Origin of the sequence: Shinella fusca (genome assembly GCF_014203155.1) — a bacterium.
GTDB classification, from domain to species: domain Bacteria; phylum Pseudomonadota; class Alphaproteobacteria; order Rhizobiales; family Rhizobiaceae; genus Shinella; species Shinella fusca.
Window position 1 is genome coordinate 132,903 of the sequence record NZ_JACHIK010000005.1, and the last position, 13,659, is coordinate 146,561.

At 66.2% G+C, this 13,659-nt stretch carries 14 protein-coding genes; 4 read left to right on the forward strand and 10 right to left on the reverse strand.

Translation table 11 applies throughout. The features are described 5' to 3' along the window. Positions 1–19: 19 nt before the first annotated feature. Together HNQ66_RS09745 and HNQ66_RS09750 are read left to right on the forward strand one after the other, a co-directional pair. On the forward strand, positions 20–220 hold the full coding sequence (locus tag HNQ66_RS09745) for a hypothetical protein (protein ID WP_184143576.1): 201 nt from the start codon (positions 20–22) through the stop codon (positions 218–220). After that, entirely contained in the window at positions 217–486 is a 270-nt protein-coding gene (locus tag HNQ66_RS09750) for a type II toxin-antitoxin system RelE family toxin (RefSeq protein ID WP_184143578.1), read from the forward strand. The genes HNQ66_RS09745 and HNQ66_RS09750 overlap by 4 nt, the downstream gene beginning before the upstream one ends. On the opposite strand, the gene bglA is transcribed toward HNQ66_RS09750, so the two are convergent. Continuing rightward, a complete protein-coding gene (gene bglA / locus HNQ66_RS09755; protein ID WP_184143580.1) occupies positions 483–2,126 on the reverse strand; it encodes a beta-galactosidase BglA in 1,644 nt (547 codons plus the stop codon). The two genes, HNQ66_RS09750 and bglA, sit on opposite strands and share 4 nt — an antisense overlap. A 203-nt stretch (positions 2,127–2,329) precedes the next feature. Between bglA and HNQ66_RS09760 the strand changes: the two genes are divergently transcribed. After that, positions 2,330–3,244 carry a sugar kinase gene (locus HNQ66_RS09760; protein WP_184143582.1) on the forward strand — a complete coding sequence of 305 codons (915 nt, stop codon included), beginning with the start codon at positions 2,330–2,332 and terminating at the stop codon, positions 3,242–3,244. Positions 3,245–3,249: 5 nt separating this feature from the next. Here HNQ66_RS09760 and der read toward each other — a convergent pair whose 3' ends face one another. The 3 genes from der to HNQ66_RS09775 form a co-directional block, all read right to left on the reverse strand. Continuing rightward, positions 3,250–4,674, reverse strand: a complete 1,425-nt coding sequence (gene der / locus HNQ66_RS09765) for a ribosome biogenesis GTPase Der (RefSeq protein ID WP_184143584.1) — start codon at positions 4,672–4,674, stop codon at positions 3,250–3,252. A gap of 22 nt (positions 4,675–4,696) precedes the next feature. After that, complete coding sequence (locus HNQ66_RS09770) at positions 4,697–5,368, reverse strand: tetratricopeptide repeat protein (protein WP_184143586.1); 672 nt, start codon at positions 5,366–5,368, stop codon at positions 4,697–4,699. A 97-nt stretch (positions 5,369–5,465) separates the two neighbouring features. Further along, a complete protein-coding gene (locus HNQ66_RS09775; protein WP_184143588.1) occupies positions 5,466–6,059 on the reverse strand; it encodes an NnrU family protein in 594 nt (197 codons plus the stop codon). Positions 6,060–6,179: 120 nt separating this feature from the next. On the opposite strand from HNQ66_RS09775, the gene HNQ66_RS09780 reads away from it, so the two are divergent. Beyond that, positions 6,180–7,181, forward strand: coding sequence for a polysaccharide deacetylase family protein (locus HNQ66_RS09780; protein WP_184143590.1), 1,002 nt, complete (start codon positions 6,180–6,182; stop codon positions 7,179–7,181). Positions 7,182–7,184: 3 nt separating this feature from the next. Here HNQ66_RS09780 and sbmA read toward each other — a convergent pair whose 3' ends face one another. From sbmA to HNQ66_RS09810, 6 genes are all read right to left on the reverse strand, one after another. Next, positions 7,185–8,462 carry a peptide antibiotic transporter SbmA gene (sbmA, locus tag HNQ66_RS09785; protein WP_184143592.1) on the reverse strand — a complete coding sequence of 426 codons (1,278 nt, stop codon included), beginning with the start codon at positions 8,460–8,462 and terminating at the stop codon, positions 7,185–7,187. A gap of 95 nt (positions 8,463–8,557) precedes the next feature. Continuing rightward, positions 8,558–9,748, reverse strand: coding sequence for a YbfB/YjiJ family MFS transporter (locus HNQ66_RS09790; protein ID WP_246434260.1), 1,191 nt, complete (start codon positions 9,746–9,748; stop codon positions 8,558–8,560). A 76-nt stretch (positions 9,749–9,824) separates the two neighbouring features. Beyond that, positions 9,825–10,577: a type I methionyl aminopeptidase gene (gene map / locus HNQ66_RS09795; RefSeq protein WP_184143596.1), complete on the reverse strand. Its 753-nt coding sequence runs from the start codon at positions 10,575–10,577 to the stop codon at positions 9,825–9,827. A gap of 45 nt (positions 10,578–10,622) precedes the next feature. Further along, entirely contained in the window at positions 10,623–11,669 is a 1,047-nt protein-coding gene (locus HNQ66_RS09800) for an LLM class flavin-dependent oxidoreductase (RefSeq protein WP_184143598.1), read from the reverse strand. Positions 11,670–11,753: 84 nt separating this feature from the next. Further along, positions 11,754–13,004 (reverse strand): RNA polymerase sigma factor, encoded by a 1,251-nt coding sequence (locus HNQ66_RS09805; RefSeq protein ID WP_184143600.1) that lies wholly within the window; start codon positions 13,002–13,004, stop codon positions 11,754–11,756. Further along, a complete protein-coding gene (locus tag HNQ66_RS09810; protein ID WP_184143602.1) occupies positions 13,001–13,375 on the reverse strand; it encodes a YciI family protein in 375 nt (124 codons plus the stop codon). Before HNQ66_RS09810 ends, HNQ66_RS09805 begins: the two co-directional genes overlap by 4 nt. Positions 13,376–13,659: the final 284 nt, after the last annotated feature.

The window sequence follows — 13,659 nt, forward strand, 5'->3', positions numbered from 1 at the left end:
CTACGAAAGGACCATCGACATGACGAAACTCGAACAGATCGAAAAAAGCGTATCCGAGCTTAGCCCGGATGAGTTCGAACGCTTCTCCGCATGGTTCGAAGCCCTTCAGGCAGAGCGCTGGGATCGAGAAATGGCGGAGGACGTCGCCAACGGCACGTTGGATGAGCTTGCGGAGCTTGCCCTTTCACAGTTTCGCAGCCAACGGACGCGGTCGCTTTGAAGCATCATGCGACGGACGCGTTCTGGAAGTGCTATGGTGCACTGCCGCCGACCGTTCGCCAATTGGCAGACAAGAATTTCGGCCTGCTCAGGACAAATCCCGACCATCCGTCGTTGCAGCTTAAATCCGTTGGGCGCTTCTGGTCCGCCCGCGTCGGCCTTTCCTGGCGGGCACTTGCGGTCAAGGATCCAGAGAGCGAAACGCTCGTCTGGTTCTGGATCGGCTCACATGCCGAGTACGACCGGCTCGTAGGCCGCAAACGCTAAACCCGTACACACGCCATATCCAGCCCGTCCAGCTCGATCGTCCCGTCCTTCAGCTTCGCGCCGAAGCCGGGGACCGAGAGCGGTTCGCCGAGCTTCAGCGATTTCGCCGGCACGAATTCGGCCTTCTCGCGCGTCAGGTTGAAGACGAAGAGCAGCTTTTCACCGTCCTTCTCGCGGGTGAAGGCGAGGATATCCTGGTTGGAATGGACGAAGGACATGTCGCCGTCGTGAAGCGCCGCATGTTCCCTGCGGAAAGCGAGCGTCGTGCGATAGTGGTTGAGCACGGAGCCGGCAATCTTCTCCTGCGTGTCGACGGCAAGGCGCGCATGCTCCTCCGGCACCGGCAGCCAGGGCTTGGCGCTGCTGAAGCCGGCATGGGCCTCGCCGCGCTGCCAGGGCATCGGCGTGCGGCACCCGTCGCGGCCCTTGAAGGCCGGCCAGAAGCGGATGCCGTAGGGATCGCGCAGGTCCTCGAAGGCGAGGTCCGCCTCCGTCAGCCCCAGTTCCTCGCCCTGGTAGAGGCAGATCGAGCCGCGCAGCGTCGAAAGCAGCGTGACGGCGAGCTTGGCGACGCGCTCGCGCTCCTCCGGCGCCTTGATGAAGCGGCTGACATGCCGGTTGACGTCATGGTTGGAGAACGCCCAGCAGACCCAGCCGTCCGTCACCGCGCGCTGGAAGCTCTGCACGCATTTGCGGATGTGGTCGGCGGTGAAGTCCGGCCCCAGCAGGTCGAACGTGTAGCACATGTTCAGCTTGTCGCCGCCGCTGGTATAGTCGGCGACCGTCTTCAGCGAGCGCGCCCCGTCGCCCACCTCGCCCACGGTCATGCGCCCCTCGTATTCGTCGAGCAGCGCGCGGAAGCGCTTGAGGAAGGCAATGTTCTCCGGCTGCGTCTTGTCGTGGAGATGCGTCTGCATGCCGTAGGGATTGACGTCCGGCGCATCGAGGCCGATCTCGTCGGGATTGGGCTCGTGGGGCGGATTGTCCCTCAGCTTCCTGTCGCAGAAATAGAAGTTCACCGTGTCGAGGCGGAAGCCGTCGACGCCCCGGTCAAGCCAGAAGCGCACGGTCTTCAAGAGCGCATCCTGCACATCTGGATTGTGGAAGTTGAGGTCCGGTTGCGAGATCAGGAAGTTGTGCATGTAATATTGCTTGCGCACGCCGTCCCATTCCCAGCCAGGGCCGCCGAAGATCGACAGCCAGTTGTTGGGCGCCGTGCCGTCCCGCTTGGGATCGGCCCAGACGTACCAGTCGGCCTTGGGGTTGTCGCGGCTGGAGCGGCTCTCGACGAACCAGGGATGCTGGTCGGAGGTGTGCGAGATCACCTGGTCGATGATGATCTTGAGGCCGAGACGGTGGGCCTCCGCCAGCATCGCATCGAAATCGGCAAGCGTGCCGAACATCGGGTCGACGTCGCAATAATCCGAGACGTCGTAGCCCATGTCCTCCATCGGCGACTTGAAGAAGGGCGAAAGCCAGATGGCGTCGACACCGAGCGAGGCGATGTGGCCCAACCTCTTCGTGATGCCGCGCAGGTCCCCCATGCCGTCGCCGGTCGTGTCCTGGAACGAGCGGGGATAGACCTGATAGATGACCGCGCCGCGCCACCAGTCGTCGGCATGCTTGCGGTGTTTGACCATGCGCTCTCACTCCACGTCCCGTTGCTCGCCGGGAAGATGTAGCGCGCACCCCGCGGAGCGTAAACGGCAGGCGCCGGATTTTTCGGCAACGGACGAAACACCCGGCCTCCTCGACACCTCCGGAAAGCGCCGGCAACGGCTTGCCCCGCCAACTCTTTGACAGTATTTCCTCTTTCGGCGCACTTGGCCGGGAGGGAAACGACATGGCGGGACGGCTGCTTTCGATCGGCGAATGCATGGTGGAACTGATGCAGGCCGAAGGCGGCCTAATGCGCAAGGGTTTCGCCGGCGACACGTTCAACACCGCCTATTATGCCCGCCAGTACCTGCCGGGCGACTGGCACGTCGACTATTTCTCCGCCGTCGGCGCGGACACGATCTCCGACGAGATGCTGGCCTTCATGGAAAGCCGCGGCATCGGCACCGGCCACGTCGCGCGCATCGAGGGCCGCTCGCCCGGCCTCTACATGATCCACCTGAAGGACGGCGAGCGCAGCTTTTCCTACTGGCGCTCGACCTCCGCCGCAAAGCTGCTCGCCCGCGACGGCCACCGGCTGCGCGCCGCGATGGAAGCCTCCGACATCGTCGTCTTCTCCGGCATCACGCTGGCGATCCTTCCCGCCGGGGATGTCGAAACGCTGCTGGCCGAACTGCGCCGCGCGAAAGCCGCCGGCAAGCGCGTCGTCTTCGACCCGAACATCCGCCCGCGCCTGTGGGACGATGCCGAGCGGATGCGCGCAACGATCACCGAGGGCGCGCGCGCGGCAACGCTCGTCCTGCCGAGCCTCGATGACGAGACCACGCATTTCGGCGATGCGTCGATCGAGGAAACCATCGCGCGCTATCGCGGGCTTGGCGTGGAAGGGCTCGTCGTCAAGGACGGCAGCGAAGGCGCGACGCTCGTCTTCGGCGGCGAACGCAGCCACGTTCCCTCCGCGAAGGTCGAGACGATCGTCGACACGACCAGCGCCGGCGACAGCTTCAACGGCGCGTTCCTGGCGCGCCTTGCCATCGGCGCAAGCCCGGAGGAAGCCGCCCGCTTTGCGGCAGGCGTCGCCGCCGCCGTCATCCAGCACCACGGCGCGCTGGTGGCAAGGGACAAGCTGCCGGCCGCCTGACGGCGTCAGCGCTTCTTCCTGGCCTTCGAGGCGAACGGGTTGTCCGCCGCGCGGAAATGGATGCGGATCGGTACGCCCGGCAGGTTGAAGTCGGTGCGCAGGCCGTTGGTGAGATAGCGGACATAGGATTCCGGCAGCGCATCGGGGCGCGTGCAGGAGATCATGAAGCCCGGCGGACGGGCCTTCACCTGCGTCATGTATTTCAGCTTCAGGCGGCGGCCGGAAACGGCCGGCGGCGGATGCTGCGTCTGCACCGCATCGAGCCAGCGGTTGAGCTTGGCGGTGGAGATGCGGCGGTTCCAGGTGCGGTCCGTGTCGATGACGGCCTGCATCAGCTTGTCGAGGCCGCGGCCCGTCTGGCCGGAGACCGGCACGGCGCGGATGCCGCGCGCCTGCGGCAGGAGCCGGTCGGTCTTCTCGCGCAGCTCCGCGAGAACGGCCTGCGGATCGTCGATGAGGTCCCACTTGTTGAAGGCGAGCACGGCGGCGCGGCCCTCGCGCAGCACGAGATCGACGATCTGCAGGTCCTGCTTTTCGAAGGGAATGGTGGAATCGAAGACGATCACCACCGTCTCGGCAAAGCGGATGGCGCGAAGGCCGTCGGCGACGGAGAGCTTTTCCAGCTTCTCCTGCACCTTGGCCTTGCGGCGCATGCCGGCCGTGTCGAACATCTTGATCGTGCGACCCTTCCAGTCCCATTCGACGGAAATGGAATCGCGCGTGATGCCGGCCTCGGGGCCGGTCAGCAGCCGGTCCTCGCCGAGGAAGCGGTTGATCAGCGTGGACTTGCCGGCATTCGGGCGGCCGACGATGGCGACGCGCAGCGGCTTCGTCTCGTCGTATTCCGGCTCGAAATCCTCGTCCTCGGCTGCCGCTTCGGCACGCACGTCGACGTCGGTGACGGCCTCGTCCTCCTTCGGGGGAAAGGCGCGTTCCTCGCCGATCGCCGCGACGATGGCGTCGCGCAGGTCGAGCATACCCTGGCCGTGCTCGGCGGAGATCGGCGTCGGCTCGCCGAGGCCGAGCGTGAAGCTGTCGTAGAAGCCGCCGTCGGAACCGCGCGCCTCGGACTTGTTGGCGACGAGCACGACGGGCTTGCCCTTCCTGCGCAGCATGTCCGCCAGCGCCGTATCGACGGGCGTCAGCCCCGTCTTGGCATCGACTACGAAGAGCGAAAGGTCCGCCTCCTCGATGGCCGCCTCCGTCTGGGCGCGCATGCGGCCTTCGAGCGTATCGGGCGCGGCCTCCTCGAGGCCGGCCGTATCGATGATGCGGAATTTCAGGTCGACGAGACGGGCATCGCCCGGCCGGCGGTCGCGCGTCACGCCCGGCGTGTCGTCGACGAGCGCGAGCTTCTTGCCCACAAGCCTGTTGAACAGGGTGGACTTGCCGACATTGGGGCGCCCGACAATGGCGACGGTGAAGCTCATGGACGTGTTCCGTTCTGTCCGGTCAGGAGGACAGCTTGCCGCTTGCCGCAATCAGGTCAAGCAGCATCTGCGCGCGGTTGGCAAGGTTGCGCGGCGCTTCGCTGTCGTTGAGGATCGCCTCGAACCATTCCTTGGCGCGCTTGTAATCCTCGTGCTTGTAGGCGGAGAGGCCGAGGACCTCGCGCGCCGAATGGCGCAGCGCATCCTGCGGCGTCGCAAGCTGCTCGGCCTCGGCCGAGACCTGCTCGTAGGTGCCGGTGTCGACGAGGAGATAGGCGGCGCGAAGGCGCGCGGCATCGCGCAGCGCCTGCGGCACGGAGGTGTCCTTGGCGATGGCGGAGAAGGCGGCGATGGCGCCGGGCACGTCGGTCTCGGCCGTCAGCGAGGCGGCGCGCATGCGGGCAAGCACCGGATAGGAGCCGAAGCCGTCCTTCTCCAGGTTGGTGAGCGCGGTCAGCGCCTCCTCATTCTTGCCTTCGCGCGCCAGCGTCAGGGCGGCGAGGAACTGGTCGCCGGAGGCCGAGGCCTCCCTGTCGCGCCAGTAATCGTAGCCGACCTTGCCGATGGTGCCGAGGACGACCAGCACGGCAGCGCCGATGAGGACGCGGCCGAAGCGCTTCCAGATCAGGCGCATCTGATCGGAACGCAGTTCCTCGTTCACCTCGCGGATAAAGCTGTCGTCCTGATGTACCATTTCGCGCCCGAGCTAACGTTTGAAGTTAGCGCCTTCTACCCCATTTTGACGGCGTTGTAAGGGGGCAGGCACGAAAAGCCCCAGATGAGCGAAACGATCAGGGCAGCGGCGCGACGCCGATGATCCATTCGTGCAGCTTGAAGACGATGGCGACATAGAGGACGAGGCCGACGACGATGGCGATCACGTCGTATTTCGCCGACACGAAGACCGGCAGCTTCGTCTCGCCGCTGGCGATGCGCCGCTTCAGCGTGATGCGCAGGATGATCGCCCAGGCAAGGATCGTCACGAAGAGTACGACGGAATAGCTCTCGCCGTTGGCAAGCAGGTGGGCAAGGGCCCAGATCTTGATGGCGACGAGGATGGGGAACTTCAGCTTCGTGCGGATATGGCCGGCCGGCAGGAAGCCCGCGACGAGACAGACCGAGGCGATGATCATCAGCGTCAGCGTGATATGCGCCATGAAGGCCGGCGGCGTGTAGACCATGAAGACGCCGTCGCCGCCGTTCGCGCGCGCATCGATAAAGCCGTAGACGATGAGGGCGAGGCTGAGGAGCGACACGATGCCGTGGAAGGCCATCCAGGCCGGCTTGCCGAGCGTCGCGATGGCGGCGTTGCGCAGGCCCGGCGCGACGGGGCGCAAAAGATGGGTGACGACGAAAAGAACGAGACCGATAATAAGCAGCGTCATGGAAATGCCCCCGTTGGGAAAATTTTCGTGCGACTGGAATATCCGACAATTCCAATCCGATCAAAGGATTGCCGCATTCGACACCGATGAGGGACCCTTTGCAAATTGTCGCGGGGTGCCATGTCGTCGTCTTTTTCCTCCCGGATCGTCCTTTCCGTGCTCGCCGCAGCCCTTTCCGGTCCCGCTCTTGCCGAAGATGCGGCACCGAAGCGCAAGCAGCTCGTCGTCGTCTCCTTCGACGGCGCGCACGACAATCTCCTGTGGGAAAAGAGCCGCGCCATGGCAAAGCGCACCGGCGCGCATTTCACCTATTTCCTCTCCTGCACCTTCCTTTTCCCGAAGGCCGAGCGCGCCACCTACCAGGCGCCGCATGAAAAGCGCGGCCGCTCCAATGTCGGCTTCGCACCGGACAGGGAGGACACGATCCAGCGCCTCGGCGAGATCTGGCTGGCAAAACTCGAGGGCCACGATATCGGCAGCCATGCCTGCGGCCATTTCGACGGCGGCAAGTGGACCGAGGCGGACTGGACGCAGGAACTGACCTTCTCCCGCAACGCGCTGGAAAACGGCTGGCGGAATGCCGGCGTCGGCGAACGGGAACCGGCGGACTGGCGCCGCTTCGTCAGGCAGGACGTCAAGGGTTTCCGCGCACCCTATCTTTCGGCGGGAAGCAGCCTCGTCAAGGCGCTGGAGAAGAACGGTTTTTCCTATGATGCCAGCCTCGTGACGAAGGGGCCGGCCATGCCCGTCGCAAGCGGCGACATCGCCCGCTTCGGCCTGCCGCTCATTCCCGAAGGCGCCACCGGACGCCCCGTCATCGCCATGGACTACAATCTCTATGTCCGCCATTCCAAGGGCAAGGAGAACCCGGAAAAGAGCGCCGCCTTCGAGGAAAGCGCCCTTGCCGCCTACCGCAAGGCCTTTGCCGCGCAATATGAGGGGACACGCATTCCCCTCCAGCTCGGCTTCCACTTCGTCGAGATGAATGCCGGCGCCTACTGGCGCGCGCTCGACCGCTTCCTGACGGAGACCTGCGGGAAAACGGACGTCGCCTGTGTCAGCTATGCCGAGGCGGTGGACATCCTCGCAAAAGAGAAGAAGGCGGCCGGAGCCGCCCTCTGAGGCTTATGGCTCGTTGGCCGCAAGCTCGCCCTCCTCCGCCGCCCTCTTGAGGTAACGCCGGTCGATCTCCGGCAGCGGCTCGTCCTCGATCGCCGCCTCGAAGGCTTTGAGGCGCTTGTGGATCGACAGGAGCTCGATGATCGTCGACCAGTAGTTCACGAGGTACTGGAAGGAATTGCTCACCTCGCCGAAGGCCGTGGCGATCTGCTGCCAGGTGCCCATGGTGATGCGGCCGGCCACGATGGTCGGGATGAGGATGAAGTTGAGGAAGATCGCGTCGAGCTGGCCGTAGGTGTAGCGCGCCACGTTGAAGTAGCAATAGTGCCAGTACATGCGGAAATAGTTGCGCCGCACGTTGGCGAAGAGCTCCCGCACGGTGACGGGATCGGCGCGGTCCGCATGGTCCTCGCCGTAGACGAGCTCCTTACGATAGGCCGCCTCGACGCGCTGGTTGCGGAACTGCAGGCCCGGCAGCTTGATGCCGGCGAAGGCGAGCAGCGCCGTGCCGAACAGCGACCAGGCGATGGCCAGCCAGAACAGCGCATGCGGGATGGCGCCGATCACCGGCAGGTCGCTGACATATTCCGACATGCGGAAGAGCAGCGGCAGGAAGACGACCAGCGTCATCACGGAGTTGATGAGCGTGACGCCGAGGCCTTCGAGGATGTTGGCAAAGCGCATCGTGTCTTCCTGCACACGCTGCGAGGCACCCTCGATATGGCGCAGCTTCGACCACTTGGACATGTAGTAGTCGTTCATCGCCGTGCGCCAGCGGAAGACATAGTGGTTGGTGAAGAAGGCGGTGACGACGTTGAGCACCACCCCGACGAGGCCGATCTCCAGGAAGCGGAGCTGGAGCGTATAGAGCTGCGCCGCCGTGACGTTGCCCTGCTTCGACAGCGCCGCCTGGAAGAGGTCGAAGAACGGGCCGCGCCAGTTGTTGAGCGCGACGGAGACCTGCACCGAGAAATAGGCGATGAAGATGATGAAGGCGGACCCCCAGATGGACCAGTTGGTCCAGGGATGGTTGCGCGCGATGGCTTTCCAGAAGAGGCCGAAGGCCAGAACGAAGACCGTGAAATAGAGGTAGAACCAGAGATTGTCCGGCGAGAAGAAGTAGGCAAGGCCGATCGGCGCCTTCTCGTCGGGGCCGAGCGGCGGAAGGCCGACGGCCGCCCCCATCTGCGGCCCCACGGTGTACCAGACGGCGATGCAGATCACGGTCCAAAGGGCGCCGGAGGAAAAGAACAGCTTCGGCTGCGGGAAGAAGGAATGGAACAAGGCGCGAAACTCTCGTTTTCAAAGGGCGGCGATGCCGCCGGTTCGCGCAGAACCTAGATGAGTTTGCCTGAGCCAACAATTGCCCGGCGCCGGCATTACCGAGATTTAATGGAGAGCGCGCCGCCGAGCGCGGCGATGACGGCCGCAAGCAGGAGGATGCCGGCGGCGGCAAGGCTGGGCAGGACATAGCTGCCCGTGCGCGCGGCAAGGAAGCCCGCGCCGAGCGGCCCGAGAATCTGCCCGACGCCGAACGCCGCCGTCATCAGCGCCAGCACCCGGCGCGGGCTTTCGCTGGCAAGCACCCGGCCGAGCTGGAGGCCGTAGGCCGTGACGACGATGAAGGTGATGCCGAGCAGCGCGCCGCCGATGAGCGCGGAAGCGGGAAACGGCAGCGTGACGGTGATCGCCACCCCGACCATCTCGACGAGGATCGCCGCAAGATAGGCCGCCGCCACGCCATAGCGCCGCTCCGCCGGCTTCCAGGCAAGAAGCGAGACCGCCGCCGAAACGCCGGTGACGAGCCAGGTCAGCGATTCGAGCAGCGGGCTTTCCGCCCCTTCCCGCGCGATGGCGACGATGAAGGTGGCCGTGACGACATAGCCGATGCCGAAGAGCCCGTAGCTCACCGTCAGCGCCGCGAGCGGCCGCGTCCAGGCGATGGGCGGCTCGCGCAGGACCGAGGCCCCGACCGCCGGCCGCGGCAAAAGCACCATGACGGCGGCAAGGCCGATAGCCCCGAGCAGCGCGCCGAACAGCCAGTCGGCGCGCCATGGGGAAAGGCTGCCGAAATCGATGAAGGAGAGGAGATAGACCAGCAGCGCCGAGACCGCGATGCCGAAGCCGACACCGGCGAAATGCGCCATCTGCACGCGCGGATCGCGGTGCTGGAGGCCGACCGTCAGCACGATGCCGATGGTGAAGATCATGGCGAAGGCGCTGGCAAGCCCCGCGAGGAACCGCACGACGGAGAGCGCCGTGACATCGGAGAGCACGCCCATGGCCAAGAGCAGCAGCACCGTGGCGAAGAGCGCGCCGAGCGCAAGGCGCCGCTCATATCCCGCCGCCCACCCATAGGCCGCAAGCACCGCGCCGACGAGATAGCCGGCGAAATTCGCCGCCGCGATGACGCCGGCCGCAGCGGCATCGAGCCCCAGCCCCGCCATCATGCCCGGCAGGACCGGCGTATAGAAGAAGCGGCCGAGCCCCATGGCGACGGCCATGGCGAGCGCGCCGGCGACGGCCGCCCGGACGGGCTCGCGCGAGAAGGCGGGGATGCGTTGCGTCATGCCGTGACTATTGCACCGCAGCATAAAGGCGACAAACGACATTTATTGATCGGCGGATCAGCCGCGCTGAAGGCGGTCAGCCCGGAAGCGTCAGCACCAGCGGGCCGTTGCGGGTGGCGACGACCGTGTGTTCGAACTGCACCGTCGGCGCACTCGGGTCGCTGTAGAGCGTCCATTCGTCCCGCTCGCCGCCTTCCGCCCAGTTCGCGCCGAGCGACAGGAACGGCTCGACCGTGAAGACGAGGCCTTCCGTCATGCGGCGCTTTTCCTGCGGATCGGGCCAGGTGGCGATTTCCGAGGGCTCCTCGTGCAGCGAGCGGCCGACGCCGTGGCTGGCGAGGTTGGCGATCAGCGTATAGCGGTTCTTGCGGGCAAAGGCGCCGATGGCGTTGCCGACCTCGGCGAGCGGCTTGCCGGTCTTGACCTCCTTGAGGCCCACCCAGAGCGCGCGCTTGCCGTCGCGGCAGAGCCGCTCCACCGAAGGCGCCGCGCGCCCGACGGTGAAGGACGCGCCGGTATCGGCGAAATAGCCGTCGAGCTCGGCGGAGACATCGATGTTGACGAGGTCGCCGTCCTTGATCACCCGGTCGCCCGGAATGCCGTGCGCCACTTCCTCGTTGACGGAAATGCAGGTCGCACCCGGGAAATTGTAGCAGCTTTCCGGCGCCGAGCGGGCGCCCGCCGCCTCCAGCATGCGCCGGCCGATCAGGTCGAGCTCCGCCGTGGTCATGCCGGGCCGGATGGCGGTCGACATGTGCTGCAGCACGTTGGCGCAGATGCGGCCGATGGCTTGCAGGCCGCGCAGGTCTTCGTCGTTCTCAAGGGTCATCGCGTCTCTCTTTCGCCCGCCTCCTATCATGCCCGCGCGCCGCTGTCAGGCGCTTGCCGTCGCTTCGGCCAGCATCTCGCGCACCAGCGGCGCGACCTTCGTGCCGTAAAGCTCGATGCCGCGCAGGATCCTGTCGTGCGGCATCGGGCCGATGGCCATCTGCAGGAGGAAGCGGTCGTTGCGGAAAATCCTGTGGTGCGCGACGATCTTCTTCGCGACGGTTTCCGGATCGCCGAGAAAGAGATGGCCGTCCGGCCCGATCGACTGGTCGAACTGCGCCCGGCTCGTCGGCCCCCAGCCGCGCTCGCGGCCGATGCGGTTCATCACCTCGGCCTGCGGCCCGTAGAAGGCGTCCGCCGCCGCCTCGCCCGTATCGGCGATGAAGCCATGCACGTTGATGCTGGTCTTCAGCTTTTCCGCATCCTGCCCGGCACGGCGCGCGGCCTCGCGGTAGAGGTCGAAGAGCGGCGCATAGCGCGCCGGCGTGCCGCCGATGATGGCAAGCGCCAGCGGCAGGCCGTAGGCCCCTGCCCGCGCCACCGATTGCGGCGTGCCGCCGACGGCGATCCAGATCGGCAGGCGGCCGTGCGCGGGGCGCGGATAGACGCCGAGCCCCGGCAGCGGCGCGCGCATCGTGCCGCTCCAGGACACCGTCTCGCTCTCGTTGATGGCGAGCAAGAGGTCCAGCTTCTCCTCGAAGAGCGTGTCGTAATCGTCGAGCGCATAGCCGAAGAGCGGGAAGGATTCGATGAAGGACCCGCGCCCCGCCATGATCTCCGCCCGGCCGCCGGACAGAAGATCGAGCGTCGAAAACTGCTGGAACACCCGCACCGGATCGTCCGACGACAGCACCGTCACCGCGCTGGTGAGGCGGATGGTCTTCGTGCGCGCAGCCGCCGCCGCCAGCACCACGGCCGGCGCGGAGGCCGCATAGTCGGGCCGGTGATGCTCGCCGAGCCCGAAGACATCGAGCCCGACTTCATCGGCAAGCGTGATCTCCTCGATCAGCTCCTTGAGCCGGCGCTCCCCCTCCCTCCCCTTGTCGGCGGCAGCGGGATCGACATCGGCAAACGTATAGAGGCCAAGTTCCATGGGAGGGTCCGGGGTCAGAGGTCGTTTGCCGAGAGATACGGCCTGCCGCGGCGCGTTGAAAGGGCCGGCGGCGAAACAGTGTGTTTACAGTCCCGCCGCCTCGCGCTGCATCTGGTCGATGTGCTGGCGGATATGGGCGGCTTCGGCGGAGGTGGTGGCGAGCGCGATGGCGCGGTCGAAGGCTTCGTGCGCCTCGCGGTAGCGGCCGAGCTGCTTGAGGAGCCCGCCGCGAAGGCCGTGGAAATAGAAATAGCCGGAGAGCTTGCCGGCGAGCGGCTCGATGAGCGCCAGCGCCGCCTCGGGTCCCTCGCGCTTGGCGACGGCGACGGCGCGGTTGAGGCGCACCACGGGCGAGGGCTGGATGCGTTCCAGCGTCTGGTAGAGAAGGTCGATCTCCACCCAGTCCGTCTCCGCGGCCGTCGCGGCGCGGGCATGGAGGGCGGCGATGGCGGCTTGGATCTGGAACGGCCCCGGCGCGCGGTGGCGCAGCGCCTTGTCGATCAGCACCAGCGCCTCGTCGATCATCGCGCGGTCCCAGAGCGAACGGTCCTGATCCTCCAGAAGCACGATCTGCCCCTCTGCGTCGAAGCGGGCGGCAAGGCGCGACTGCTGGAGGAGGAGCAGCGCCGTCAGCCCCATGATCTCCGGTTCGGCGGGAAAGAGTTTCAGGAGCAGCCGCGCAAGGCGGATCGCCTCCGCGCAGAAGGGCGTATCGGCCTTTTCCGGCAGGCCGGCCGAATAGCCCTCGTTGAAGACGAGGTAGATCATCGCCGAGACGAGGCCGAGCCGCTCGGCCCGCGCCGCCGCATCCGGCGTCTCGAAGGCGATGCCGGCCGCGCCGACCTTCGCCTTGGCGCGGGTGATGCGCTGCTCCATCGCCGCTTCCGAGACGAGGAAGGCCCGGGCGATCTGCTTTACCGAAAGGCCGGAAACGATGCGCAGCGCCAGCGCGATCTGCTGCGTCGCCGGCAGGTCCGGATGGCAGCAGACGAAGAGCAGGCGCAGGATGTCGTCGCGGTAGTGCGCGCCGTCCAGCCGTTCGGCAAGGTCGCTCTCCGTATCCTCGAGGTCCGATAGGACCTCTTCGGGCGGAAGCGGCTGGTTGCGGGCGCGTTTCCTCACCTGGTCGATGCCGCTGTTGCGGCCGACGAAGATGAGCCAGGCGGCCGGATCGCGCGGCGGGCCCTTGTCGGGCCAGGTCTTCAGCGCACGAAGGCAGGCCTCCTGGAAGGCCTCCTCCGCCATGTCGAGGTCACGGAAATAGCGCAGCAGCGCCCCCATGGCCTGCGGCCGCGCCGATGTCAGCGCCAGGTCGATCCAGGCAAGGTCTCTCATGTTATGGGCACCCCCGGATTGAAGAACTGCAACGGCCGGATCTCGTAGGTGCCGTTCGCCGGGTTGGCGGCGGAAAGCTCGCGGGCGAAGGCGATCGCCTCGTCCAGCGTCTCGGCCTGAAGCACGAAGAAGCCGAGGAACTGTTCCTTGGTCTCGGCGAAGGGCCCGTCCATGACGATATTCTCCGTCGCGCCCTTGCGCACGGTGACGGCCGCCGTCGTCGGCATCAGCCGCGCGACCGGCCCCAGCTTGCCGGCCTCGGCATAGCGCTGGTTGACCGCCCCGAGATCGGCCATGACCTTGTCGTCCATCTCCTTCGACCAGGCGCAGACTTCACTTTCGGCATCGTAACAGAGAACGGCATACAGCATGGTAAACTCCCGTTGGTTGAAAGACGTAGGAGTAGCGTCTTGGCCGACAGGGTGCACCGGAATATTTTTGATGGATGGGTGAGCACGCGTGCTGAAAGAAGTGCCCCTCCCAACACCTCCGTCGTCATCCTCGGGCTTGACCCGAGGATCCATCGAAACGGCACGCGCAGAATATCGGGCTGGATCCTCGGGTCAAGCCCGAGGATGACGGAGGAGGGTGTGGGAAGCGCCGAAGCCCCACCGCGGCACGGCTGCCGGATCGCGGCGCGGCGGCCGGATATCGC

Excerpts from the sequence above, each read along its gene's own strand:
- HNQ66_RS09745 (WP_184143576.1), top strand. The coding sequence starts at position 20 with ATGACGAAACTCGAACAGATCGAAAAAAGCGTATCCGAGCTTAGCCCG.
- bglA (WP_184143580.1), bottom strand. The coding sequence starts at position 2,126 with ATGGTCAAACACCGCAAGCATGCCGACGACTGGTGGCGCGGCGCGGTC.
- HNQ66_RS09760 (WP_184143582.1), top strand. The coding sequence starts at position 2,330 with ATGGCGGGACGGCTGCTTTCGATCGGCGAATGCATGGTGGAACTGATG.
- der (WP_184143584.1), bottom strand. The coding sequence starts at position 4,674 with ATGAGCTTCACCGTCGCCATTGTCGGGCGCCCCAATGTCGGCAAGTCC.
- HNQ66_RS09770 (WP_184143586.1), bottom strand. The coding sequence starts at position 5,368 with ATGGTACATCAGGACGACAGCTTTATCCGCGAGGTGAACGAGGAACTG.
- HNQ66_RS09775 (WP_184143588.1), bottom strand. The coding sequence starts at position 6,059 with ATGACGCTGCTTATTATCGGTCTCGTTCTTTTCGTCGTCACCCATCTT.
- HNQ66_RS09780 (WP_184143590.1), top strand. The coding sequence starts at position 6,180 with ATGTCGTCGTCTTTTTCCTCCCGGATCGTCCTTTCCGTGCTCGCCGCA.
- HNQ66_RS09790 (WP_246434260.1), bottom strand. The coding sequence starts at position 9,748 with ATGACGCAACGCATCCCCGCCTTCTCGCGCGAGCCCGTCCGGGCGGCC.
- map (WP_184143596.1), bottom strand. The coding sequence starts at position 10,577 with ATGACCCTTGAGAACGACGAAGACCTGCGCGGCCTGCAAGCCATCGGC.
- HNQ66_RS09800 (WP_184143598.1), bottom strand. The coding sequence starts at position 11,669 with ATGGAACTTGGCCTCTATACGTTTGCCGATGTCGATCCCGCTGCCGCC.
- HNQ66_RS09805 (WP_184143600.1), bottom strand. The coding sequence starts at position 13,004 with ATGAGAGACCTTGCCTGGATCGACCTGGCGCTGACATCGGCGCGGCCG.
- HNQ66_RS09810 (WP_184143602.1), bottom strand. The coding sequence starts at position 13,375 with ATGCTGTATGCCGTTCTCTGTTACGATGCCGAAAGTGAAGTCTGCGCC.